22 protein-coding genes and 1 pseudogene are annotated in these 23387 nt (G+C 67.8%); 19 read left to right on the forward strand and 4 right to left on the reverse strand.

Going from position 1 to position 23387, the window contains the following annotated elements; all coding sequences use genetic code 11:
* Window positions 1-35: 35 nt before the first annotated feature.
* Window positions 36-911 (reverse strand): EamA family transporter, encoded by an 876-nt coding sequence (locus ACLM5J_RS06535; RefSeq protein ID WP_413655266.1) that lies wholly within the window; start codon window positions 909-911, stop codon window positions 36-38.
* A 61-nt stretch (window positions 912-972) separates the two neighbouring features.
* Between ACLM5J_RS06535 and ACLM5J_RS06540 the strand changes: the two genes are divergently transcribed.
* The 11 genes from ACLM5J_RS06540 to ACLM5J_RS06590 all read left to right on the forward strand — a co-directional run bounded on the left by ACLM5J_RS06540 (window position 973) and on the right by ACLM5J_RS06590 (window position 13805).
* Window positions 973-1431, forward strand: coding sequence for an SRPBCC family protein (locus ACLM5J_RS06540; RefSeq protein WP_413655267.1), 459 nt, complete (start codon window positions 973-975; stop codon window positions 1429-1431).
* 50 nt (window positions 1432-1481) lie between these two features.
* Window positions 1482-3161 (forward strand): dihydroxy-acid dehydratase, encoded by a 1680-nt coding sequence (gene ilvD, locus ACLM5J_RS06545; protein WP_413655268.1) that lies wholly within the window; start codon window positions 1482-1484, stop codon window positions 3159-3161.
* 372 nt (window positions 3162-3533) lie between these two features.
* Window positions 3534-7172 (forward strand): Ig-like domain-containing protein, encoded by a 3639-nt coding sequence (locus ACLM5J_RS06550; RefSeq protein WP_413655269.1) that lies wholly within the window; start codon window positions 3534-3536, stop codon window positions 7170-7172.
* Between the two features lie 11 nt (window positions 7173-7183).
* The gene (locus tag ACLM5J_RS06555) at window positions 7184-7681 is read left to right on the forward strand and encodes a phage tail protein (protein ID WP_413655270.1); all 498 of its coding nucleotides are present in this window, start codon (window positions 7184-7186) and stop codon (window positions 7679-7681) included.
* Between the two features lie 11 nt (window positions 7682-7692).
* On the forward strand, window positions 7693-8193 hold the full coding sequence (locus ACLM5J_RS06560) for a phage tail protein (RefSeq protein WP_413655271.1): 501 nt from the start codon (window positions 7693-7695) through the stop codon (window positions 8191-8193).
* A 10-nt stretch (window positions 8194-8203) separates the two neighbouring features.
* On the forward strand, window positions 8204-8728 hold the full coding sequence (locus tag ACLM5J_RS06565) for a phage tail protein (protein ID WP_413655272.1): 525 nt from the start codon (window positions 8204-8206) through the stop codon (window positions 8726-8728).
* 5 nt (window positions 8729-8733) lie between these two features.
* The gene (locus tag ACLM5J_RS06570) at window positions 8734-9213 is read left to right on the forward strand and encodes a GNAT family N-acetyltransferase (protein WP_413655273.1); all 480 of its coding nucleotides are present in this window, start codon (window positions 8734-8736) and stop codon (window positions 9211-9213) included.
* A complete protein-coding gene (locus ACLM5J_RS06575; protein WP_413655274.1) occupies window positions 9210-10451 on the forward strand; it encodes an ABC transporter substrate-binding protein in 1242 nt (413 codons plus the stop codon). The genes ACLM5J_RS06570 and ACLM5J_RS06575 overlap by 4 nt, the downstream gene beginning before the upstream one ends.
* 73 nt (window positions 10452-10524) lie before the next feature.
* Entirely contained in the window at window positions 10525-11550 is a 1026-nt protein-coding gene (locus tag ACLM5J_RS06580; protein ID WP_413655275.1) for a hypothetical protein, read from the forward strand.
* Window positions 11551-11553: 3 nt separating this feature from the next.
* The gene (locus tag ACLM5J_RS06585; protein WP_413655276.1) at window positions 11554-12768 is read left to right on the forward strand and encodes a kynureninase; all 1215 of its coding nucleotides are present in this window, start codon (window positions 11554-11556) and stop codon (window positions 12766-12768) included.
* Window positions 12769-12842: 74 nt separating this feature from the next.
* Window positions 12843-13805 carry an oxygenase MpaB family protein gene (locus tag ACLM5J_RS06590; RefSeq protein ID WP_413655278.1) on the forward strand — a complete coding sequence of 321 codons (963 nt, stop codon included), beginning with the start codon at window positions 12843-12845 and terminating at the stop codon, window positions 13803-13805.
* A gap of 10 nt (window positions 13806-13815) precedes the next feature.
* Here the strand turns inward: ACLM5J_RS06590 and ACLM5J_RS06595 are convergent, their stop codons facing one another.
* Entirely contained in the window at window positions 13816-14034 is a 219-nt protein-coding gene (locus tag ACLM5J_RS06595) for a hypothetical protein (protein WP_413655279.1), read from the reverse strand.
* A 110-nt stretch (window positions 14035-14144) separates the two neighbouring features.
* Here ACLM5J_RS06595 and ACLM5J_RS06600 point away from each other — a divergent pair, with 110 nt between their 5' ends.
* The 8 genes from ACLM5J_RS06600 (at window position 14145) to ACLM5J_RS06635 (ending at window position 21424) form a co-directional block, all read left to right on the forward strand.
* On the forward strand, window positions 14145-14567 hold the full coding sequence (locus ACLM5J_RS06600; RefSeq protein ID WP_413655280.1) for a VOC family protein: 423 nt from the start codon (window positions 14145-14147) through the stop codon (window positions 14565-14567).
* Entirely contained in the window at window positions 14564-15607 is a 1044-nt protein-coding gene (locus ACLM5J_RS06605) for a S66 peptidase family protein (RefSeq protein ID WP_413655281.1), read from the forward strand. The genes ACLM5J_RS06600 and ACLM5J_RS06605 overlap by 4 nt, the downstream gene beginning before the upstream one ends.
* 61 nt (window positions 15608-15668) lie before the next feature.
* Complete coding sequence (locus ACLM5J_RS06610) at window positions 15669-16367, forward strand: GNAT family N-acetyltransferase (RefSeq protein WP_413655282.1); 699 nt, start codon at window positions 15669-15671, stop codon at window positions 16365-16367.
* Window positions 16368-16430: 63 nt separating this feature from the next.
* Window positions 16431-17096 (forward strand): 4a-hydroxytetrahydrobiopterin dehydratase, encoded by a 666-nt coding sequence (locus ACLM5J_RS06615; RefSeq protein WP_413655283.1) that lies wholly within the window; start codon window positions 16431-16433, stop codon window positions 17094-17096.
* Window positions 17097-17357: 261 nt separating this feature from the next.
* Window positions 17358-19112, forward strand: a complete 1755-nt coding sequence (locus ACLM5J_RS06620; protein ID WP_413655284.1) for an acetolactate synthase large subunit — start codon at window positions 17358-17360, stop codon at window positions 19110-19112.
* Window positions 19112-19654 (forward strand): acetolactate synthase small subunit, encoded by a 543-nt coding sequence (ilvN, locus tag ACLM5J_RS06625; RefSeq protein WP_413655285.1) that lies wholly within the window; start codon window positions 19112-19114, stop codon window positions 19652-19654. Before ACLM5J_RS06620 ends, ilvN begins: the two co-directional genes overlap by 1 nt.
* 49 nt (window positions 19655-19703) lie before the next feature.
* Window positions 19704-20729: a ketol-acid reductoisomerase gene (ilvC, locus tag ACLM5J_RS06630; RefSeq protein WP_413655286.1), complete on the forward strand. Its 1026-nt coding sequence runs from the start codon at window positions 19704-19706 to the stop codon at window positions 20727-20729.
* Between the two features lie 227 nt (window positions 20730-20956).
* The gene (locus ACLM5J_RS06635) at window positions 20957-21424 is read left to right on the forward strand and encodes a nuclear transport factor 2 family protein (protein ID WP_413655287.1); all 468 of its coding nucleotides are present in this window, start codon (window positions 20957-20959) and stop codon (window positions 21422-21424) included.
* 78 nt (window positions 21425-21502) lie between these two features.
* Here ACLM5J_RS06635 and ACLM5J_RS06640 read toward each other — a convergent pair whose 3' ends face one another.
* Together ACLM5J_RS06640 and ACLM5J_RS06645 are read right to left on the reverse strand one after the other, a co-directional pair.
* A complete protein-coding gene (locus ACLM5J_RS06640) occupies window positions 21503-22309 on the reverse strand; it encodes an ATP-binding cassette domain-containing protein (RefSeq protein WP_413655297.1) in 807 nt (268 codons plus the stop codon).
* A gap of 336 nt (window positions 22310-22645) precedes the next feature.
* A pseudogene (locus tag ACLM5J_RS06645) lies at window positions 22646-23251 on the reverse strand (ATP-binding cassette domain-containing protein); the annotation flags it as partial.
* Window positions 23252-23387 lie beyond the last annotated feature (136 nt).

Genomic DNA, 23387 nt, shown 5'->3' on the forward strand with positions numbered 1-23387 from the left:
CGTCCCGGGGGAGAGGTGGTGGGGTGTTCACCAACCTACGGTTCAGGCACTACTGCGGCGTCAACTCCAGATGACGATTGTGTGAACCCGCGGCTGGCGGCGGCGGTCACTCCGATCGAGGCGGCCACGATGCAGGCCAGAGCGAGCCACTGGAGCCCGGTCAATTGTTCGTCCAGGACAACCAGCGCGGCGAGCGCGGCAGCGGCCGGCTCCAAGCTCATCAGGATGCCGAAGGTGGCCGGAGCCAGAGTCCGCAGCGCGGCCAGTTCCAGGCTGTAGGGGATCACCGAGCTGAGCAGGCCGACCGCGACACCGACGGCGATGATCTGCGGGTCCACGAGTGCCGGGTCGCCGGACGGCAGCGCGATCGGCAGCAGCCAGACGGTGGCGATGATGCTGGCCACGGTGAGCCCGTCCAACCCGGGCCAGCGCCGTCCAGTACCTGCGCTCAGCAGGATGTAGGCGGCCCAGGCGGCACCGGCGAGCAGCGCGAACCCGACGCCGGCGAGGTTGATCCCGGAGCTGTCGAAGCCGAGCAGGACCACCCCGGCCGCGGCCAGCCCGACCCAGAGCAGGTCGCGGGCTCGGCGGGAGGCGAGGAGGGCCACCGAGAGCGGTCCGACGAACTCGATGGTCACCGCGAGGCCCAGCGGGATCCGGGCGAACGACTGGTAGATCGACCAGTTCATCACCGCCAGGCTGGTCGCGTAGCCGAACACCACCCACCAGTCGGCGCGGCTTCGCCCGCGGAGCGAGGGGCGCACCACGATGCCGAGCAGGACGGCGCTGGTGGCGAGCCGGAAGAGCACCAGCGTGGCCGGTTCGGCGCGGTCGAAGAGGTGCTTGGCGATCGTTGCGCCGAGTTGCACGGAAGCGATCCCGATCATCACGAAGATCACTGCCCGGCGCACGCGGTACTCCTGCTGATTTCGGGGCGCTCCGATCCCGGTCGGAGCCACTAGGATTCACAGCATGTCATTCCTCGTTGAGCGCAGCATCACGGTACTGGCCGACCCGGACCAGATCTATCCGTTGATCAACGACTTCCACCGGTGGCCCGCCTGGTCGCCGTGGGAGGAGATGGACCCGGCGATGGATCGCGAACACTCCGGCCCCGACTCCGGAGTCGGGGCGACCTACGCCTGGCGTGGAAACCGGAAGGCCGGTTCGGGAAGCATGCGGATCACCGCCTCGACCCCGGAGCGGGTCGACGTGGAGCTGACCTTCCTCAAGCCGTTCAAGGCCACCAATCAGGTGACCTTCACGATCACGCCGGTGGCGGCCGGCACCGAGATCGTGTGGCAGATGCGCGGTGAGCAGAACGGGCTGATGAAGCTGTTCGGCAAGATCTTCAGCATGGACAAGATGGTCGGCAAAGACTTCGAGCGAGGCCTGCGCCAGTTGAAGGACGTCGTCGAGAAGAGTCGCTGACGCGTGGACACCCGGTCGGCGGCGCGGGCCGCAGGACTACGATCTCGGCTATGAGTGAGTTCGACATCAAGCCCCGGTCCCGCGACGTCACTGACGGTATCGAGAAGGCGGCCGCGCGCGGCATGCTCCGTGCAGTAGGCATGGATGACGACGATTTCGCCAAGCCGCAGATCGGTGTGGCGTCGTCGTGGAACGAGATCACTCCCTGCAACCTCTCGCTGGACCGTCTGGCCAAGGCCGTCAAGAACGGCGTCCACGCGGCCGGCGGTTACCCGCTCGAGTTCGGCACCATCTCGGTCTCGGACGGCATCTCGATGGGCCACGACGGCATGCACTACTCGCTGGTGAGCCGTGAGGTCATCGCCGACTCCGTCGAGGTCGTGATGAGCGCCGAGCGTCTCGACGGTTCCGTGCTGCTGGCCGGTTGCGACAAGTCCCTGCCGGGCATGCTGATGGCGGCTGCCCGCCTCGACCTGTCGAGCGTCTTCCTCTACGCCGGCTCCACGATGCCGGGCAATGTGGACGGCAAGGACGTCACCATCATCGACGCCTTCGAAGCGGTCGGTGCCTGCCTGGCCGGCAAGATCAGCGAGGACGAGGTCAAGCGCGTCGAGAAGGCGATCTGCCCGGGTGAGGGTGCCTGTGGCGGTATGTACACCGCAAACACCATGGCCTCTATCGGCGAGGCGCTGGGCATGAGCCTGCCGGGCTCGGCTGCGCCGCCGGCTGTCGACCGCCGTCGTGACGGCTTCGCGCACCGCTCCGGTGAGGCCGTGGTCAACCTGCTGAAGCAGGGCATCACCGCGCGCCAGATCATGACCCGTGAAGCGTTCGAGAACGCGATCGCGATCACCATGGCGCTGGGCGGCTCCACCAACGCTGTGCTGCACCTGCTGGCGATCGCCCGCGAGGCCGACGTCGACCTCGAGCTGGCCGACTTCAACCGGATCGGCGACAAGGTCCCGCACCTCGCCGACATGAAGCCGTTCGGCAAGTACGTGATGACCGACGTCGACAAGATCGGCGGCATCCCGGTGGTCATGAAGGCGCTGCTCGACGCTGGCCTGATGCACGGCGACGTGCTCACCGTGACCGGTAGGACGATGGCCGAGAACATCGAGGCGCTGAACCCGAAGAGCGTCGACGGTGCGGTGATCTACCCGGTCTCCGAGCCGATCCACAAGACCGGTGGTCTGACCATCCTCGAGGGCACGCTGGCCCCCGAGGGCGCGGTGATCAAGTCGGCTGGCTTCGACGCCGAGGTGGTCACCGCGACCGCCCGTGTCTTCGACCGTGAGCGCGAGGCACTGGACGCTCTGGCCGAGGGCAAGATCGTGGCCGGCGACGCCGTGATCATCCGTTACGAGGGTCCCTCTGGCGGTCCGGGCATGCGCGAGATGCTGGCGATCACCGGTGCGATCAAGGGTGCCGGCCTCGGCAAGGACATCCTGCTGATCACCGACGGCCGGTTCTCCGGCGGTACCACCGGCCCGTGCATCGGCCACGTCGCTCCCGAGGCCAGCCACGGCGGTCCGATCGCGTTCGTCCGCGACGGCGACCAGATCACCCTGGACATCCCGAACCGCTCCCTGGAGCTGCACGTCGACGCCGACGAGTTGGAATCGCGCAAGCAGGGCTGGGTTCCGGAGCCGCCGAAGTTCACCCACGGCGTGCTCGGCAAGTACTCCAAGCTGGTGCAGTCCGCAAGCAAGGGCGCCGTCACCAGCTGACCCAACTCAATGTGACCTCAGCGCTGGGAATTCGTCCGTTTTCCTGCGCTGAGGTCACATTGAGCTTTCACCGGGCAAGCACTACGCCGCCGCGGTAGTGCTTCGTGCCGGGCCGCTTCCGCCAGCCCGCGCTCTGCGGTGCGGGCGTGCGCGTCGAAAGTGGCCCGTTCCGGGACCGACCGTCCCGGGTCCGGATGACTCGGACGGGTGGTTGTGGTGGTCGATCGGGGGAAATGGTTCGGACTGGTTTGGACCAGGTCCAAGGTGGGGTGAGGATTGCACCTCTCGGGCTTTTTCCGTCGTGCTCTTCTGCGAAGCGAGTGACCAACCATGCGACTCTCCCTGGCCAGGGTCCTCAGCCTCTTTCTCGTGATGGCAGGAGCAGGGACCCTGCCGCTCGCCGCGCAACTTCCCGCCTCGTTCGCCGATCCCGGTCAACCAGCCGTGGCCAAGGTCGCGACCACCAGCCCTACGGTTGTGTGCGCGGCGAAGCGCGGCGGTGAGATCCGGATTCCAGCCGCGGGCTCCTGCAAGGGCGGCGAGCGCAAGGTGACCGTCACGGTCGCCAAGCGCACCGCCTGGTGCCTGGCGAAGAAGGGTGCCGTCACCCAAGCGACCTCCTCGAAGCAGGTCAAGGCCTGCAAGCGCACGCGAGGCAACAAGGTCACCGTGCCGAGCAACACCACCCTCACCCTGTGCGCGCGTACCGATCGCGCCGCGCGTTGGGTCCAGAACTCGGCGAAGTGTCGTGGCAAAGAGAAGCGCCGGGTCTTCGTCAACGCAGCACCTACCGGGCTGGGCGCAACCGGCCTGAGCGTCGTCGACGGTGCCCCGGTCGGCGCGGTCGCCGCCACCCTGGCAGCGCGCGACGCCAACGTCGGCGACAAGCTGACTTTCCGGTTGAGCGCAGGCGGGGCCGACAACGCTGCGTTCACCATCTCCGGCCAACGCTTGCTGATCAAGAGCCCACCCGACATGGCCGTCAAGCCACAGCTCAGCGTGAAGGTCGAAGCTCGCGACCTGCTCGGGCGCAGCGTCGTGCGCGTCTTCGCGGTTCAGGTCGCGCCGTTGCCGGTCAGTGACCTGGTGCTGAACCCGGCCCGGATTGCGGAGAACAGCGCGCCGGGTACCTCCGTTGGTCGGTTGTCGGCCGCACCGGCCAGTGTCCGGGAGGCGCAGTATCGCCTGATCAGCGGCGCGGGTGACGCCGACAACGCCAGCTTCACCATCTCCGGTGATGAGTTGCTGACGGCGGTCTCCTTCGACCACGAGGCGACACCGAGCGCCACCGTGCGGGTCGAGGTCACCCGCGCCGGGGTCGTGCAGGAACAGGCGCTGGAGGTCCAGGTCACCGACGTCAACGAGGAGCCGACCGGCTTCGACCTGTCCGTGGTCAACGTTCCTGACGGCGCGCCAGCCGGCTTCGTGGTCGGCACCGCGCAGAACGTGATCGACCCCGACGCCGATGAACAGCACACCTTCGCGGTGGTCGTCGGCGACGACAACTTCACCATGGTGGGTACCGAGCTGCGCACCACCCGCGTACTGACGCCGGGACGCCGCGCGGCTACGGTCCGGGTCACCGATCGCGGTGGAGCGGCCTTTGAGAAGCTGGTGAGCGTCAAGGCTCTCAGCGACGCGGAGATCGTGCTCACGCCGTCGAAGATCGACGAGAACTCGGCGGCCGGCACCACCGTCGGCGAGCTGAGTGCGCCCAACGCGGAAACGGGGGAGAGCTACGACTTCACGGTCGTCTCCGGCCCGGCCACCACCGTCGGGAACGAACTACGGAGCTCCCGGCCCTACGACCACGAGACCGAACCGACGATCAGCGTCATCGTCTCGGCCGACAACGGCATCGACGCGCCGGTGGTAGAGACGCTTGTGATCACCGTCGACGACGTCGACGAGGCGCCGGTGATCGCTCCCGACACCTACACCGGCGCGATCGGCAACACGTCGGCCGCGCTCGGCCTGAGCGTCCCCGCTCCTACCGTCACTTTGGTCGGCGCGCTGCCGCTGGCCAACGATGTCGACCCCGAAGGAGGGCCGCTGAGCGTCGTCGCCGCCAACGGGCTGGCGACCAGCCGCGGCGGCTCCGCGTCGGTGGACTCTCAGGGCCGCTTCAGTTACCGCCCGCCGCTCGGCGCCCGCGGCGGCGAGGACTCCTTCGTCGTCCAGGTCACCGACGGCACCCACATCGTTCCCGAGACGATCACGATCGGGCTGCGCGACGTCGCGGTCTGGTACGTCGACGCCGCGGCGTCAGCCGGGGGCACCGGCAGCGCGTGGGCTCCGCTGACCTCGCTCAGCACGTTGAGCGGGGCCCTCGACGCCGACGCACCCGGCGACGTCATCCGGATCGCCGCAGGCAGTCCCGGATTTCCTGCTGCCGGGCTGGTGTTGGAGGCCGGCCAGAGCCTGGTCGGTGCGGGGGAAGCGCTCGTCGTCGATGGCGTCACCCTGCTGCCGGCCGGTGGCGTCAGCACCCTTGCCGGAGCGGCGACCGGCGCATTGGTGCAACTTGCCCAGGGCAGTCGCGTGGCGGGGCTGACGATCACGCCGACAGGCACTGGTGCAGCGCTCAGCGCGAACAACGTCAACGCCGCAACGGTGGAGAGCTCGGTGATGATCAACGGGGCCGGTGGCCGGGCCGTGACCGTCACCGGTGGTGGCGGAAACCTGGACGTGCTCGCACCGATCAGCCTGCCGAGTTGGACGGCAGCCACATCAGACGCCGCAGTCGCGGTGAGTGGACGCACCTCGGGCACCGTCCGGTTCGCGGCGATCAGCACGAAGGCCGGGCAGTTCTCCGGTGGCGTCAGCGTGACGTCCGCGGTCACTGGAAGCACCGTCGCCTTCACCGGGGCGATCGGGCTGCGCACCGACACCCGGCCGGCCTTCTCAGCGTCCGGCGGCACGATCCGTTGGGAGGCTGACAACACGTTGGTCACCACGACCGGAACACCGCTCACTCTGCAGAATGTCAGCACGGCCGGAACCTCCGCCTTCACCACGGTCTCGTCATCGGGCGCACCGAGCGGCATCGTCGCATCGGGCGTCTCCGGCACCGGGCTCAAGGTCACCGGCGGCACCATCGCCTCCTCGACCGGTGACGGTGTTCGACTCACCGACCTGAAGTCGGCGATCACTTTGCAAGGCTTGACGATCAACGGCAGCGTCGGCGACGGCGTGCATGTCGACCAGGGCACCGGCACCGGCACTCTGACGCTGAGCAACTCTCAGTTCGCGGGCAACCTCGACGACCACATCCAGGTCATCGCGCGGGCGAATGGTGTGCTGAATCCGGTGCAGATCCAGAACAACATTCTCGTCGGCAACACCGTGGGCGCGTGGGGACAAGGGATCGTGGTCGAGAACGACACCGGTTTCTCCGGCCAGTTGCGTTACTCCGTTACCGGGAACACGCTCACCGGAGCGGCCCCGTCGGCGGCCGCAGCGATCTTCGTCTCCGGACTCAACTCGGTAGGCGTGCTGAGTGGCACCGTGGCGAACAACAAGATCGGAACTGTGGCCAGTCCTTGTAGCCCTTTGGTCGACGGCATCCGGATCGCGAACGATCAAGGCAGCATGGTGGCCGTGGTCAGGGTCGCGGACAACACCATCGTCGGTTGCCGGACCGGGATCCGGCTGCGCGCCGCCGACGGCGCGGCGGCGCTGCACGCCACGGTGGTCAACAATAATGTGGGCGGCCGCGACCCTAGCGCCGAGCACGGTCTGAGTGCCGAGTACGGCCAACTGCCCACGGACTCCGGTGCATCGTGCCTCGACGTCAGCGGCAACACACTGGCCGGGGTCGGCAACTTCCCGGGTCTCCGCGTGCGCAAGCTCCATGCGTTCCTCCGGCTGCCCAACTACAACCAGGGCGGCACGGATTCGGTGGCCGTCCGGAACTATCTGGCGAGCCGAAACCCGACGACCACGGCGATCGACGTCTCAGCGCCGGCCACGGGCAACTTCGGTAACGCCGTCTGCCAGACCCCGAACTGATCGGAATCTTCATGTCAGAACCTTTTCTCGGCGAGATCCGGCTGATGTCGTTCAACCACAACCCCAAGCGCTGGGCGCTCTGCAACGGTCAGACCCTGCCGATCTCCACGAACCAGGCTCTCTTCTCGTTGCTCGGCACCACCTACGGAGGCAATGGGCAGACCACCTTCGCGCTGCCAGATCTGCGTGGCAGAGTGCCCGTGGGTTGGGGCAGCGGCTTCGAGCTGGGGCAGACCGGCGGCGAGGCCGCGCATGCCGTCACGATGAGTGAGATGCCTACCCATGTTCACCAGCTCCTCGGTACGTCCGAGCGCGCCACCACCGCAGCGCCTGGCGGAAACGTGCTCGCCGGCGCGAAGGCGGGTTACCGCCCTGTAGAGGGTGTGACGTCGTTGCGACCCGACACGGTCGCCAACTCGGGTGGCAGCCAGCTGCACGAGAACCGACAGCCCTTCCTGACGATGAGCTTCTGCATCGCCATGACCGGCATCTTCCCGTCCCGGACCTGAGCGGAGCGACCATGGCAAATCCCTATATCGGTGAGGTCCGGCTCTTCGCCGGCAACTTCCCACCTGCCGGTTGGAAGTTCTGCAACGGTGAGCTGCTTCCGATCAGTGAGTACGAGACGCTGTTCCAACTGATCGGCACCACTTACGGCGGCGACGGAGAGACCACCTTCCGGCTGCCAGACCTGCAAAGCCGGGTGCCCATCCACCAGGGGAACGGCTACGTCATCGGCGAGACCGGTGGCGCGGAGGAGGTCACATTGACCACCCCGCAACTTCCGGTGCACAACCACACCGCGGTGGCGAGCGCCGGCGTCGGGACCCTGAACTCGCCAGCTGGGGCCTTGCCCGCGTCAGGTCCGCAGGGGCTCTACAGCGAGGGCGCCGGCGACGCCGTCCTCGCCGCCTCCGCAGTGACTGCCGTCGGTGGTTCGCAACCCCACGAGAACCGGCAGCCATTCGTGGCCCTCAACTACGTCATCAGCCTCTTCGGCATCTGGCCCTCACAGACCTAGGACTGCGACCATGTCAGAACCTTTCGTAGCCGAGATTCGGCTTTTCCCGTTCAACTTCGCGCCCTCTGGCTGGGCACTGTGTCAGGGCCAACTGCTGCCGATCAGTCAGAACACCGCGCTCTTCTCCTTGCTGGGCACCATGTACGGCGGTGACGGGAAGTCCACCTTCGCGTTGCCGAACCTTCAGAGCCAGGTGGTTCTCGGCGCCGGGCAAGGCCCGGGCCTGAGCCAGTACATGGAGGGCGAGACCGGCGGCAGCAGCACTGTCACCTTGCTGCAGTCGGAGATCCCTTCGCACTCCCACCAGGTACGGGCAGCGAGCACTGCCGGTGAACTTCGGGCGCCCACCAACGCGCGGGTGCTCGCCGCCCCCGGCTCAGGGCAGGCGTATGCGCCCACGGGCGGGGCGAGCACGCCGATGTCGCCGCAGGCACTGACGCCGAGCGGTGGCGGACAGCCGCACAACAACCTGATGCCGTACCTGACCCTCAACTACTGCATCGCCCTCCAGGGCATCTTCCCCCAGCGACCGTGAGCACGATGCCGAGGGAAAGCGAAGTGGTACTGGCCAGCGACCGGACGTCGGTGACCTCGGTCTTTCGCGCCGACCGTTACCACCAGTTGGCGAGTACCGGCGTCGAGGAGAGCCTTGCCGCGCAGCTTGCTGACGTCCAGGCGCGAGGCTGGAGCGCCATGATCGATGGTTTCGCTGATCCCGAGTACAGGGCCCTGGTCATCGATGACGATCTGGTGGCCGGCGCCGTGATCGGCGGTGGCACCCGACGCCGGATCGCGTGGATCGGGGTTCACCCCGCCCAGCGCCGCCGCGGGTATGGCCGAGCGGTCCTTGCCGCCATCTGTGCAGAGGCCGACCGCGACCAGATGATCCTTGACCTCCAGGTCGAGCGCACCAACCTGGGCGCGATCGCGCTCTACGCAGAAGCCGGTTTCTCAGCGGCAGGCCCCGATCAGAGCACGGACCTCTTCTTGGCCCGGGAACCACGCAGGAGCGCCTCATGAATCAGCCAGTAAGCACCGACCTCGGCGTCACCCGGCGGACGCTGGTGGGTGGTTCGGTGGCGCTCACCACGTTGGTCGCCTCCGGTGCCTTGACCGGTGCGGCGGACGCGGCGCCTAAGCGGGTTCCGCGGGTGGCGGTGCTGTCCGAGACAGTGACGGGACGGCCTGCGGTGAAGCGCCGGGCCGACGCCGTGGCGGCTGGGCTCGCGATCGGCCTCGGCGTGCGTCACCCGCGCATCCTGCGGGCCGAGGCGTCAACAAGCACCGAGGAGCTCACCGCTGCGGTGAAGGGGTTGGCTGGCCAAGGAGCGCAGGTCCTTGTCGCTGCCTTCAGTACCCCGACCGCCGCCCGGTTGGCGAATATCTGCGCGGACCATCAGCTGGCGTTGGTGGTCGCGAATGCTGGCGCACACGTCGTCGACGAGCGGACGACGGCGGCCGCACCGGCAGCGCTCCACGTCTCGACCCAGCATTGGGCGGCCGCGATGTCCGCAGGCGGCTGGGCCCGCCGGACATACGGTCGTCGGATGCACATCGTGGTGGCCGCGCCGGACGCCGGCTACGACAGCGTCTATGCACTGCAACGTGGTTTCGCCGTCGCCGGGGGACGGGTGGTGGGCACCACGCTCACCCATGGCGCCACTGGGTTGGAGGGTCTGGTCACCGAGGTCCGGGCGACGCAGCCGGACGTCGTCGGGGTCTGCGCGACCGGCACTCGCGCGGCAGAGATCCTCCGGGCACTGCGTGCCGCCAACCTCAAACTGCCTGTGATCCTCGACCCGCTGTCGATGGAGTCCGGAACCCTGTCCGCTCTAGGTGGGCAAGCCAGGGGCCTGCATCTGGTGGCGGCCCGGATCGACCCTGAGCGACATCGGACGTTGGCCCGCGCCCTGCGCAGCCGTGGCCAGGGCGCCGTCGACGCCTACTCGATACTGGGCTACGACACCGGGCTGTTGATCACTGCTGGTGCCCGGCGGCTCGGCTCCCGCACATGGGCCAAGCTGCCGGCCGTGCTCGCGGGACGCAGTGTGGCCGGCGTCCGGGGGATCCAGAAGGTGCATCCGCGGCTGGGCACGGTGTCGGTGCCGTTGGCGGTCTACAAGGTCAAGCGGGTGGACGGAACCTCGAAGCTCAAGGCGATCGCGTCGCGGCCCCGGATCGCCGGGGACCGAGCAACCGCGACCGTGCTGCGAGGGCGGACGGCGTCCGGGTATGTCAACGAGTACCTGACGATCTGACGCCCTGGTGACGGGTGCTTTATGGGCCCCGTCACCCGCTCGTCCGGACCGTAGAAGGTGGAAGAGTGTGCCCATGACTCCTGCTCAGACCCGAAGCGCTGCGGAGGCGTGGTTCATCGACCAGGGCCTGCCGTACTTCGTCGACTCGCTCCGTACCCAGGCGCTGGCGGGGTTGCGGCGGGGGCGTCTGCTTGCCCTGCTGGTGCTGAGCCTGGCGTTGGGGACGACGGTCGGGTTGATCGGTGCCCGGGCCTCGGGTGAGGTCTCCCTCGGGATCTCGGCCGGCATCAGCACCGGGGTGATCGTGGTGAGCGCCTACGGCCTGCTGGCGTTGAAGGCCTGGCTCTGGTTCGGCTGGGCGGCTCGGGAGACGTTGAGCTCCTTGGAGTTGGTGGTCCCGTTGGTGACCCGCGCGCTGCCGATGCTGCTGCTCTTCGTCACCTTCCTCTTCATCAACGCCGAGGTGTGGCAGGTCGCCGACACCTTGGACGGCGGCGTGATGTGGGCGGCTGTCCTCCTCTTCGCCGGTATTGCCGTGCTCTTCCTGCTCAGCCGTCTTCCCGAGGAGCTCGACGATTTCGACGGTGAACTCGACGCCGATCGGCTGGTCCGTGCCTGTGCCGGCACACCCCTCGCCGAGACTGCGAAGGAGATGGCTGACGACGACCAGGAGTTGCAGACCCAGGCCGCGGTGACCGGCTTGCAGCGGGCCAACCTGATGCTGGTGCTCCTGGTCGCGCAGATGACCCAGGTGATGTTGTTGGCGTTGGCGATGTTCGCCTTCTTCATCGCCTTCGGCCTGGTCGCTATGGACGACACCGTCGTGGAGGGCTGGTTGGGCCATGAGGTCGAGCCGGTGACCTGGTTGGTCCACCGGGAACTGATCCAGGTAGCGACCTTCCTGGCGGCGTTCAGCGGCCTCTACTTCGCGGTCTACGCCGTCACCGACGAGACCTACCGGCGTCAGTTCTTCACCTCGATCACCGACGAGTTGCAGCGTGCGGTGAGTGTCCGCGTGGCCTACCGGTGGCTCGCCGACCGTGACACGCTCACCGGGGGAACCACCCAGCAGAGCGACACCACCAGCGCAGGGGAGTAGTTCATGGATCTGAACCGGCGCGGCGCAGAACTCGACGCCGCCGACCCGCTCGCGAGTTACCGCTCGCTGTTCGCAGGTTCGGAGAGCGAGCTGGTCTACCTGGACGGCAACTCCCTGGGCCGGCCGTTGCGGGCCGCTTCGCAGCAGCTGGCTGACTTCGTCAGCCAGGCCTGGGGGAGTCGGCTGATCCGCGCCTGGGACGAGGAGTGGATGGAGCTGCCGTTCACGGTCGGGGACCGGTTGGGTGAGGTCGCGTTGGGTGCGGCCGCGGGGCAGACCGTGGTGGCCGATTCGACGTCGGTGATGCTCTACAAGCTGTTGCGTGCCGCGGTCGATCACCAGCAGCGTCTGGACCCGGCGCGGACCGAGATCGTCGCCGACCACGCGAACTTCCCCACCGACCGCTATCTGGTCGAGGGGATCGCGGCAGAGCGTGGCCTGAGCATCCGGTGGCTGACGCCGGACCCGGAGTTGACCGTCGAGGAGCTGGCGGAGGCGCTGGGGCCGCAGACCGCCGCTGTCCTGCTGAGCCACATCACCTACCAGTCCGGCCAGATCGCGGACGTCGCGGCGATCACGGCGGCGACCCACGACGCCGGGGCGCTGGTGCTCTGGGATCTGTGTCATTCGGCGGGTGCGGTGCCGATCGCGTTGGACACCTGGCAGGTCGACCTGGCCGTCGGCTGTACCTACAAGTACCTGAACGCGGGGCCGGGGGCGCCGGCCTTCGGGTATGTGGCCAAGCGCCATCAGGACGCGCTGACCCAACCCTTGCAGGGCTGGATGGGACACGCCGAACCGTTCGTGATGGGGCCCGGCTACCGACCCGCTGCGGGGATGCGCCGCTTCCTCACCGGCACTCCGCCGATCCTGGCGATGCAGCCGTTGATCAGCTTCGTGGAGCTGTTGGGCGAGGTCGGGATCGACGCGGTCCGCGCCAAGGGGATCGCCTTGACCGAGTTTGCGATCGAGGTCCATGACGCGGTGCTGGCGCCGCTCGGAGTGGAGCTCGGTTCGTCGCGCGACTCCGCCGTTCGCGGCAACCATGTGCTGCTGAGACATTCGCGGATGCGGGAGGTCACCGCAGCGCTGTGGGAGCGGGACGTGATCCCCGACTTCCGGGAGCCGGACGGTCTGCGGATCGGGTTGTCGCCGCTCTCGACCAGCTTCGCCGAGGTGGCGCGAGGTCTCGGCGTGGTCGCCGAACTCGTTGGCTGATTCCTCTTCGCGGCACCGCGAACCTCGAGTACCCTCAAACTGGAAACAAACGTTGTCAACTTCCAGGAGGGCCGATGTCGCTCGCCACCGAAGACCCGCAGGCCGCCGACGGGGCCATGCCGTGGCACCCCGGCCGGCCACACCACGAACTGGCTGACGACGTCCGCTGGTGGATGGGGATGCCGGTCGCCTTCGGCCTCTTCGGCCGGCTGGCGCTCGACCAGGTCGCCTACCGTGAGGTCGCGGCGGCGGTCGATGCGACCGGGCGATTCGCTGACAACTTCACCAACCGGGGCATCCGCAGTTACCTGTGGGGACCGTTGCTCCTCTTCGGAGACGCCGAGGATCGGCGGGCCACCGCCGACCGACTCAAGCAGATGCACGGCGCCGTCCGCGGCAAGGGGAGTGGTCACTTCGCCGGGGAACGGTTCAGCGCGCTGAACCCCGACGTCTGGAAGTGGGTCGGCACCAGCAGCATGCTGGTCTTCTACAACGGGTATCTGGCCACCTACGGCGCGGGCCTGGACGCCGAGCAGCGCGAGGTCGTCTACCAGACGTGTCTGGCGATGAGCGAGATCGATCTCGCCAGCTCTCGCAGCGAGGTTCCGCGCACGGTCGCTGAGATGGAGCAGTACTACGACGAGGTGGCGCAGACCATCCTCGCCGACAACGAGTTCCTGCAGTGGGCCAACGCCAGCTTCGACGCACTGCCGGTGCCGACGTTGATCGGGCCCCGTTGGCTGCACCGGCTGATCACGCCGGCCTGGCGGGCGTTGCTGCCGGCGCTCTCGCGGCCCGCGCGGATCTGCGGGGAGGGCGCGGCACATCCGCGGATGCGCGAGTTGCTCGGCGTCCGCTGGACCCGAGCCAGGCAACGCGAATACCGGTTCTATCTGGCGGCGATCCGGCTCTTCCGCAGGCTCCTGCCGCCGTGGTTGCTGATGGAACCGTTGGCCTACAACCGGTACCGCTACGAACGGTTGCGGGCGGCGTACGCGAAGCCCCAGCTGCGGAGCTTCGCGCCGCCGTCGCGGTGAGGGCGGTGGGTCAGCGCTTCCGGCCGAACGCCAGATAGCCGACCGGACCGAACGGCTGGATCGGCAGGGCGAGACCCCAGAGCAGCTTGGGGCCGCGGACCTGGTCGGCCGGGCGGTCCTTCAGGTCACGGCCGGCCCAGACGCTCAGTGCGATCTGCGCGGTGGCAAGGGCGACGACTCCGGCGCGCTGGGGACCGGTCATCTCGGAGAACTTCTTCTTCTTGGCCATGCGCACAACTTAGCCACCAGGCCCGAAACCCGGGCTCACAACGCCCGGAGTCACGCACTGTTCTCAGAACCCGGTTGTCCCTCATGCCCTTGGTAGGCAAGGCTGGAACTATGGACCAGCGGATCAGCTTCATCACCCTCGCCGTCGCCGATCTCGACGCCACCCGTCGTTTCTACCTCGATGGTCTCGGGTGGCGTGCCGAGCTCGACGTGGCGGGGGAGGTGGTGATGATCAAGGCCGGCGCGCAGTTGGTGCTCTCGCTCTGGGATGCTTCCGCGTTCGAGCGGGAGGTCGGTCCTATCGTGCGCGGTGACGGCATCGCACCACTCACCCTGGCGCACAACGTGCCGACCCGCGGTGAGGTCGACGACGTCCTCGCCGTCGCCGCTGCCGCCGGGGCCGAGGTGGCTCCGGCCGAGGACCGCGACTGGGGCGGCTACACCGGTTACTTCGCCGACCCCGACGGTTTCCGGTGGGAGGTCGCCTGGAACCCCGGCGCGATCGGGCGGCTGGTCCTGGGGGAGGAGGCGTGAAGATCCGGGTGCCCGCAGCGTTGCGCCCCGGCGATCGGATCGGCGTCACCAGTCCATCGAGCGGCGTCGCAGAACCGTTGCAGGAAAGGCTTTCGGTCGCGGTGCGCAGCTTGGAGGCGCGCGGCTTCTCCGTCGAGGTCGGTGCCTGCATGGGCGCGGCCTCACATGTCTCGGCGCCCCGCGCGGAGCGTGCCGAGGAACTGATGCGGATGCTGCTCGATCCGGCGATCTCGGCCGTCGTTCCGCCGTGGGGTGGTGAGACCTGCATCGATCTCCTTGACCTGCTGGACTTCGACGCGTTGGCGGCGGCCGAACCCTGTTGGCTGGTCGGCTACTCGGATCTGACCACCGTCATGGTCCCGCTCGCCTTGCGCTCCGGCTGGGCCACGCTGCACGGCGCCAACCTGATGGACACGCCTTACCGCGCCGTCGAGGGGACCACGCACTGGGTCGATGTGGCCGCCGCCGACGGCGTCGTTACGCAACAGTCCGCTGGTCGCTACCGCAGCAGCTTCGTGGACTACGTGCGCTACCCCGGCGTCGACCGCTACCGGCTCGACGAACCGGGCCGTTGGCAGACGCTCGACGGGGGCGACGTCGAGGTCGGCGGGCGGATGATCGGCGGTTGCGTGGAGACGCTGACGTCTTTGGCAGGCACCCCGTTCGCCGATGTCCCGGCTTTCGGGCGCGAGCACGCCGACGAAGGGTTGCTGGTCTATCTGGAGGCGTGCGAATGGAGTCCTTACGACGTGGCCAGGGCGCTGCACGGGTTCCGGCTGTCGGGTTGGTTCGAGCACGCGAACGCCGTCCTGATCGGGCGCCCGTCGGCCCCGGATACCGCGCAGTGGAGCCAACATGACGCCGTCCGGGACGCGCTGGGCGTGCTGGAGATCCCGGTCGTCCTCGACGTCGACTGCGGCCACCTCGCGCCCTACCTACCGATCGTCAACGGGGTCTCGGCCACGGTCGCTGTCCGCGACGGCATCGGCTCGATCCGCCAGGACCTTGCCCGGGTCGCCCGGTTCGACTCCGCGGAGTGAGCACAAGTCCACGATAGGGACGATGAACAGGTCAGGACCCCACTCGATTTAAGGTCACCCGGTGAGCGTTACCAATGTGTTCGGCCAGCCGATCGGTGAACCCCTGCCCGAATGGGCGCCCTGCCCGTTCCCGGACGTGATGGCGATGAACGGCCGCTGGAGCCGGGTCGAGCCGTTGATGCAGCACCACGCCGACGAGCTCTTCGCCGAGCTCGCGGGCCCCGACGACGCCGGGTTGTGGACCTGGCTACCGGTCGAGATGCCGACGGACAAGAACGCCTTCGTCGACCTGATCGACGAGTTCGCGCTCGCCACCGACCGGGTCACCGTGGTGATCCGCGACGCCGACGGCGTGGCCTGTGGAATGGCCAGCTACCTGCGGATCGACCGTGCTTCGGGCGCGGTGGAGGTCGGTTGGATCGTGCTCGGGAAGCGGTTGCAGCGCACGGTGGCGGCCACCGAGGCGATGTATCTGCTCGGCAAACACGTCTTCGCGCTCGGTTACCGACGCTACGAGTGGAAGTGCGATGCGCTCAACGCCGCGTCGCGGGGTGCGGCCGAACGCCTCGGTTTCACCTACGAGGGCACCTTCCGCAAGGCGCTGGTCTACAAGGGGCGCAACCGCGACACCGCCTGGTACTCGATCACCGATGACGAATGGCCGTCCCGCGCAGCCGCCTTCGAGGCGTGGCTGGCACCGTCCAATCAGCAGGATGGGGTGCAGGTACGTTCCCTCGCCTCGTTCCGCGACCAGGACTGAATCGCGCCGCTTCAGGCTGCCTCGGGGTTGTGAGTGCCGGGGCGTAGTGGCACGGTGGCTGGTATGACTCCGATTCCCGCTACCGACAAAGAGATCCGCCGGACTCCGGAGCTGGAGGCCGCCGGGCTGACTGACTGGCGTCTGTTGCAGCGCAAGATCGCGGCCCGGTTCGCGCTGCCCGACTACGACACCGGGCTGGCGCTGGTCGCCGCGATCGGGGCTGCTGCCCAAGCCGCCGACCACCACCCGGATCTCGACCTGCGCTGGGGCCAGTTGACGGTGCACCTGGCCAGTCACGACGTCGGCGGGGTCACCGACCGTGACCTGCGGCTGGCGCAGCAGATCTCGGAGCTCGCCGCCGACCACGGTGCGACGGCGGATCCGGCGAAGGTGCAGATGATCGAGATGGCTCTCGACTCTGCCGACTTCGACGCCGTCCGGCCGTTCTGGAAGGCGATCCTCGGCATGGGGACCAGTCGGGCGTTGCCCGACGAGCTGGACGATCCGCGCGGCGATCTGCCGACCCTCTGGTTCCAGGAGACCGATGCCCACCCGACGCCGCGGCAACGGTTCCATTTCGACGTCTACGTCCCGTACGACCTCGCCGAACAGCGGGTCGCCGACGCGGTGGCGGCCGGCGGCACGCTGGTCTCCGACGATGAGGCACCGGGTTTCTGGATCCTCGCGGACGCCGAGGGCAACCGCGCCTGTGTCTGCGCAACGATCTGAGAATGTGGCCCAAGCCACGCCCTGATGCCCAACTAGTGATACGCGCGTCCCATATTCTAAGACGAGTGGCAGACTCGTGTTGACGGTCGCCGGAGTGGGGTGGAGGCTGGGTACATGCGTTCCCAGAATCTCGTACGCACGCGACGCGTGAGCTGAAGGCCAACCGGCCCGAGCACACGCGTCGACCCCTCGTCACCGATACTGGCCGAGGGGTTTTTTGTTGGCCCCGACAAGGTCGAGCAGGACTGAGGAAGTAGACAGATGAGTGAGCAGGACGCAACCGGACAGATCACCGGTGCCCAAAGCCTGGTCAAGTCGCTTGAGGCGGCGGGAGTAGAGGACATCTTCGGTATCCCCGGAGGTGCGATCCTGCCCGCATACGACCCGCTCTTCGACAGCCGGATCCGCCACATCCTGGTGCGCCACGAGCAGGCCGGCGGTCACGCCGCGCAGGGCTACGCCGCTGCCAGCGGCAAGGTCGGCGTCTGCATGGCGACCTCGGGCCCCGGCGCCACCAACCTGGTCACCCCGCTCGCGGATGCGCACATGGACTCCGTGCCGATGGTCGCCGTCACCGGACAGGTCGGCGCCTCGCTGATCGGTACCGACGCCTTCCAGGAGGCAGACATCCGCGGCATCACCATGCCGATCACCAAGCACAACTTCCTGGTCACCAACCCGGCCGACATCCCGCGGACCATCGCCGAGGCGTTCCACATCGCCTCCACCGGTCGCCCCGGCCCGGTGTTGGTCGACGTCGCCAAGTCGGCGCTCGAGGCCCGGACCGACTTCGTCTGGCCGACCGAGCTGGTGCTGCCCGGCTACCGTCCGGTGACCCGACCGCACAGCAAGCAGATCCGCGAAGCGGCCAAGCTGATCCTCGAGTCCCGCAAGCCGGTCCTCTACGTCGGTGGCGGCGTGATCCGGGCGCGCGCCGCGAAGGAGCTCCGCGCCCTCGCCGAGTTCACCGGCATGCCGGTGGTGACCACGCTGATGGCTCGCGGTGCGTTCCCCGACAGCCACGTCCAGCACATGGGCATGCCCGGTATGCACGGCACCGTCTCCGCGGTCGCCGCGCTGCAGAAGAGCGACCTGGTGATCAGCCTGGGTGCGCGGTTCGACGACCGGGTGACCGGTCGCCTGGACTCGTTCGCGCCGGGCGCGAAGGTGATCCACGCCGACATCGACCCCGCTGAGATCGGTAAGAACCGGCACGCCGACGTCCCGATCGTGGGCGACTGCAAGGAGGTCCTGATCGACCTCCTCGCCTCGCTGCAGGGCGAAGAGGCGGCCGGCAACACCGGCGACTTCGAGGCCTGGGTCGAGTTCCTCTCCGGCGTCAAGAAGAAGTACCCGTTGGGCTACGAGACCCCGGCCGAGGGCCTGGCGCCGCAGTACGTGCTGGAGCGGTTGAGCTCGATCGCCGGTCCTGAGGCGATCTACAGCTCGGGCGTGGGCCAGCACCAGATGTGGGCCGCCCAGTTCATCGGCTACGAGAACCCCAACACCTGGCTGAACTCCGGTGGTCTGGGCACGATGGGCTACTCGGTGCCGGCTGCGATGGGCGCCAAGGTCGCCATGCCGGACAGCACGGTGTGGGCCGTCGACGGAGACGGTTGCTTCCAGATGACCAACCAGGAGCTCGCGACCTGCGCGATCAACGACATCCCGATCAAGGTTGCCGTGATCAACAACGAGTCGCTCGGCATGGTCCGACAGTGGCAGACGCTGTTCTACAACCAGCGCTACTCCAACACCGACCTGCACAGCAAGCGGATCCCCGACTTCGTGAAGCTGGCGGAGGCCTACGGCTGCGTGGGTCTTTCCTGCGACTCGCCGGCCGAGGTCGACGACATGATCAAGCGGGCGATGGAGATCGACGACCAGCCGGTCGTGATCGACTTCCGTGTGCACCGTGACGCCATGGTGTGGCCGATGGTCGCCGCAGGCACCAGCAACGATGACATCAAGTACGCGCGTGACCTCGCGCCTGACTTCGACGACGTGGAGCTCTGATGACCACCCACACCCTGTCGGTCCTGGTCGAGAACAAGCCCGGTGTGCTGGCGCGCATCGCCAGCCTGTTCAGCCGCCGGGGCTACAACATCGACAGCCTGGCTGTCGGCCCGACCGAGCACGCCGAGGTCTCCCGGATGACCATCGTGGTCAACGTCGAGGGAAGCCCGCTGGAGCAGGTCACCAAGCAGCTCAACAAGCTGGTCGAAGTGATCAAGATCGTGGAGCTCGACGGCGACGCCTCGATCAGCCGCGAACTGCTCTTCGTCAAGGTCAAGGCTGACGCCGAGACGCGCGGTCACGTGCTCGACGCCGTTCAGCTGTTCAAGGCCAAGGTGGTCGACGTGGCAACCGACGCGCTCACCATCCAGGTCACCGGCAACGCCGACAAGCTGAGCGACTTCCTCAAGGTGCTGGAACCCTTCGGGATCCGCGAGCTCGTGCAAGGTGGCGTTGTCGCGATCGGACGTGGTTCGCGTTCGATCACCGAGCGTTCCCTGCGCCCGGTCGCGATCCCGGCGCCCCCGCCGGTCGCAGGCTGACGCCCCAACTACCAAACCTCAATGCCCCACAACATAAAGGAGAGCCCCCGTGGCTGAGATGTACTACGACGACGACGCCGACCTGACCCTGATCCAGGGGAAGACCGTCGCGGTGATCGGCTACGGCAGCCAGGGTCACGCGCACGCGCTGAACCTGCGCGACTCGGGCGTCGACGTGCGCATCGGTCTGCCGGAGGGTTCCAAGAGCCGCGCCAAGGCCGAGGACGAGGGCTTCAAGGTGCTCACCCCCGCCGAGGCTGCTGCCGAGGCCAACGTGATCGTGATCCTGGCTCCGGACCAGCACCAGCGCAAGCTGTACGCCGAGTCGATCGCCCCGAACCTGAACGACGGCGACACCCTGGTCTTCGGTCACGGCTTCAACATCCGCTTCGGTTACATCACCGCTCCGGCCAACGTCGACGTGATCATGGTTGCCCCGAAGGCTCCCGGTCACACGGTGCGTCGTGAGTACGTCGCCGGCCGCGGTATCCCGGACATCATCGCCGTCGAGAACGACGCCTCGGGCTCCGCCTGGGCGCTCGCGATCTCGTACGCCAAGGGCATCGGTGGCACCCGCGCCGGCGTCATCAAGACCACCTTCACCGAGGAGACCGAGACCGACCTGTTCGGTGAGCAGGCTGTCCTCTGTGGCGGTGCCTCGCAGCTGATCCAGTACGGCTTCGAGACCCTGACCGAGGCCGGCTACCAGCCGGAGATCGCCTACTTCGAGGTGCTGCACGAGCTCAAGCTCATCGTGGACCTGATGTGGGAGGGTGGCATCGCCAAGCAGCGTTGGTCGGTCTCCGACACCGCTGAGTACGGCGACTACGTCTCCGGCCCGCGGGTCATCGACCCGTCGGTCAAGGAGAACATGAAGGCTGTTCTCGCCGACATCCAGAACGGCAACTTCGCCAAGCGCTTCATCGACGACCAGGACAACGGCGGCAAGGAGTTCCTCGAGCTCCGTGCCAAGGGTGCTGCTCACCCGATCGAGGCGACCGGCAAGGAGCTGCGTTCGCACTTCTCGTGGAAGCAGCAGGACGCCGACTACACCGACGGTTCCGCCGCGCGCTGAGGAGTGAGGCGGAGGTACGCCGAGCGTAGCGAGGTGTGCCGGAGCGCGAGCCCCGCAAGTGCGCGGCAGGTAAGCACCGCGCGCTGAGTCCACCAGCTTGAAGCAGGGCCCCGATCCACTCCGGTGGGTCGGGGCCCTGTGCCGTTCACCGAGGGTTGTCGCCGCGCAGATCCGCTGGGCGGTACTGGGCTTCCCGCGGCGGGAGAACCTGTTCTAGATTGCCTGGCATGGACCTCGTCGCGATCGAAGAAATCCGTCAGCTGAAGTACCGCTACTTCCGGGCCTTGGACAACAAGGAGTGGGAGACGTTCGGTGACTGCCTCGCCACCGATGTGAAGGCGCGTTACGGCACCAAGGCGATGGGCAAGCCGCTGCACTTCGACTCCCGCGAGGAGGTCGTCGCCTATATGCAGAAGAACACCAATCAGTCGGTCGTCACCATGCACGTGGCGCAGCACCCCGAGATCACCGTCGACGGTGACACCGCCACCGCGTCGTGGGGCTTCGAGGACACCGTGATCGCCACCGAGTTCAACTGCCTGATCCGCGGCGCTGGCTACTACAACGACTCCTACCGCAAGGACGCCGACGGTAAGTGGCGGATCGCCTCGACCGAGTACGAGCGCATCTACGAGGCGATGACCTCGCTCGCCGACACCCCCAGCTTCAAGCTGCTCGCCAACAAGTGGGCCTGAGCTCTCCCTGATCGTCCCTCACGATGTGGCTGTCTTGACCGGAGTGTCGACAACCACGACGTGAGGGACGATCGTGATTTAGGCGGGAGCGGCGCCCACGGAGTCCGGGTCAGGATCGGGGTCGGAGTCGGGAGCGGCGTCGGGGTCGAGGTCGATGACCCGGGTGAGGTTGAGTTCGTCGAGGAACGGCTGGTCGTGGGAGACCACCAGCAGTGCGCCCTGGTAGGAGGCCAGCGCGTCGACCAGTTGGGTCGCGCTGCTCAGATCCAGGTTGTTGGTCGGTTCGTCGAGGACCAGCAACCGCGGCGCGGGGTCGGCCAGGAGCAGGCAGGCCAAGGTGGCGCGGAGCAGTTCGCCGCCCGAGAGGGTGCCGACCAGCTGATCGGCTGCGGAACCGCGGAAGAGCAGCCTGGCCAGCTGGGCACGGATCTGATGCGGGTCGGCGTGCGGGGCGCGGTCGCGCGCGTTGGTGAAGACGCTCTGCTCGACGTCGAGGAGATCGAGGCGCTGCGGCAGGAACGCGGTCGGTACATGCCTGACGACCGTGCCGTGCTCGGCATCGCGCCGTCCGGTGAGGGTGTCGAGGAGCGTCGTCTTGCCGACGCCGTTGCGCCCGACGAGCGCGATCCGCTCGGGGCCGCTGATCGCCAGCTCCACGGTCCGTCCGTCGCGGAGGGTGATCCCGCTGGCGTCGAGCACCTGTTGCCCACGGTGGACGACGGTGGCTGGGAGAGCCAGTGAGATCGACTCCTCGGAAGCGAGTTCGTTGCGGGCGCGGTCGAGCTCGTCACGGGCGTCGGCGAGCCGTTGCTGGTGAACGCCGCGGAGCTTGCCGGCCGACTCCTGCGCTGAGCGTTTTCGGGCACCGGCCAGGATCTTGGGCATGCTTTCGGCGGCCTTGGCGCCCTGTTTGTTGCGTCGCGCGATGACCCGTTCAGCGGCCTGCGCCTCGTTCTGTTGGCGGCGGACGTCGGCCTTCGCCGAGGTGAGTGCCTGCTCTGCGGCGGCCTGCTCCGCGGCGATCTGCGCACGGTAGGCGCTCCAGCCACCGCCGTACCAGCGCACCTCGCGGCTGGTGCCGGAGCCCCGGACCTCGCCGATCCGGTCGACCAACTCCAACAGCTCCCGGTCGTGGCTGACCACCAGCAGGGAGCCCCGATATGAGCTGACCAGCTCATGGACGTGGGCGCGGGAGGTGGCGTCGAGGTTGTTGGTCGGCTCATCGAGGAGCAGGACGTCGGGGCGTTGCCAGAGCAGTGCCGCCAGGTGGAGTTGCATCGCCTCACCGCCGGAGAGTTCGCCGAGCCGCCGGTGCAGGGTGCCTGGTGGCATGCCGAGGCGGTCGAGGAGCGCGACGGCTCGTTCTTCGACGTCCCAGTCGTCGCCGATCGTCTCGAAGTACCGTTCGGCGACGTCGCCGCTCTCGACCGCGGCGATCGCCTGGAGCTTGGCGGCGATACCGAGGTGGTCGGCGATCTCGGCGTCGACCCGCAGGGTCAGGTCCTGGCGCAGGTAACCGACGCTGCCGTCGACCTGGATACTGCCCGCGGTGGGGGAGAGGTCGCCGGCGATCAGACGCAGGATGGTCGACTTGCCGGCGCCGTTGCGGCCGACGAGAGCGCTGCGACCGGGTGGCACCCGCAGGTCGAGTCCGCTGAAGGCGAGGGTGTCGTCAGGCCAGCGGAGGCTGACGTCGTGAAAGGCGATGGCCGGGGTAGGCACGGTTGCTCCTGGGATGCTTGAGGGGAGCGCAACGAGGGCGCTGAGTGCGGGGCACACCTCAAACGAGCAACGATCGTCCTGTCGTCGGCAATGGGACGGCTCCACCCTACTGTGGATAAATCCGCCCCTTCAAACGGTTTTCCCGCCACCTCCAGATAGTCCCTGACGAAAAGCCCCTGAAATCGTCGGCGGGTTCAGGTGGTGGAAGCAACGTTGTTGTCTGCTGGCGGGTTGCTCAGCA

Origin of the sequence: Nocardioides sp. Bht2, assembly GCF_047308515.1 — a bacterium.
Taxonomy (GTDB): Bacteria; Actinomycetota; Actinomycetes; order Propionibacteriales; family Nocardioidaceae; genus Nocardioides.

Coding starts and splice junctions, on each gene's coding strand:
- ACLM5J_RS06540 (WP_413655267.1), top strand. CDS start 973: ATGTCATTCCTCGTTGAGCGCAGCATCACGGTACTGGCCGACCCGGAC.
- ilvD (WP_413655268.1), top strand. CDS start 1,482: ATGAGTGAGTTCGACATCAAGCCCCGGTCCCGCGACGTCACTGACGGT.
- ACLM5J_RS06550 (WP_413655269.1), top strand. CDS start 3,534: ATGGCAGGAGCAGGGACCCTGCCGCTCGCCGCGCAACTTCCCGCCTCG.
- ACLM5J_RS06555 (WP_413655270.1), top strand. CDS start 7,184: ATGTCAGAACCTTTTCTCGGCGAGATCCGGCTGATGTCGTTCAACCAC.
- ACLM5J_RS06560 (WP_413655271.1), top strand. CDS start 7,693: ATGGCAAATCCCTATATCGGTGAGGTCCGGCTCTTCGCCGGCAACTTC.
- ACLM5J_RS06565 (WP_413655272.1), top strand. CDS start 8,204: ATGTCAGAACCTTTCGTAGCCGAGATTCGGCTTTTCCCGTTCAACTTC.
- ACLM5J_RS06570 (WP_413655273.1), top strand. CDS start 8,734: ATGCCGAGGGAAAGCGAAGTGGTACTGGCCAGCGACCGGACGTCGGTG.
- ACLM5J_RS06575 (WP_413655274.1), top strand. CDS start 9,210: ATGAATCAGCCAGTAAGCACCGACCTCGGCGTCACCCGGCGGACGCTG.
- ACLM5J_RS06580 (WP_413655275.1), top strand. CDS start 10,525: ATGACTCCTGCTCAGACCCGAAGCGCTGCGGAGGCGTGGTTCATCGAC.
- ACLM5J_RS06585 (WP_413655276.1), top strand. CDS start 11,554: ATGGATCTGAACCGGCGCGGCGCAGAACTCGACGCCGCCGACCCGCTC.
- ACLM5J_RS06590 (WP_413655278.1), top strand. CDS start 12,843: ATGTCGCTCGCCACCGAAGACCCGCAGGCCGCCGACGGGGCCATGCCG.
- ACLM5J_RS06595 (WP_413655279.1), bottom strand. CDS start 14,034: ATGGCCAAGAAGAAGAAGTTCTCCGAGATGACCGGTCCCCAGCGCGCC.
- ACLM5J_RS06600 (WP_413655280.1), top strand. CDS start 14,145: ATGGACCAGCGGATCAGCTTCATCACCCTCGCCGTCGCCGATCTCGAC.
- ACLM5J_RS06615 (WP_413655283.1), top strand. CDS start 16,431: ATGACTCCGATTCCCGCTACCGACAAAGAGATCCGCCGGACTCCGGAG.
- ACLM5J_RS06620 (WP_413655284.1), top strand. CDS start 17,358: ATGAGTGAGCAGGACGCAACCGGACAGATCACCGGTGCCCAAAGCCTG.
- ilvN (WP_413655285.1), top strand. CDS start 19,112: ATGACCACCCACACCCTGTCGGTCCTGGTCGAGAACAAGCCCGGTGTG.
- ACLM5J_RS06635 (WP_413655287.1), top strand. CDS start 20,957: ATGGACCTCGTCGCGATCGAAGAAATCCGTCAGCTGAAGTACCGCTAC.
- ACLM5J_RS06640 (WP_413655297.1), bottom strand. CDS start 22,309: ATGCCCAAGATCCTGGCCGGTGCCCGAAAACGCTCAGCGCAGGAGTCG.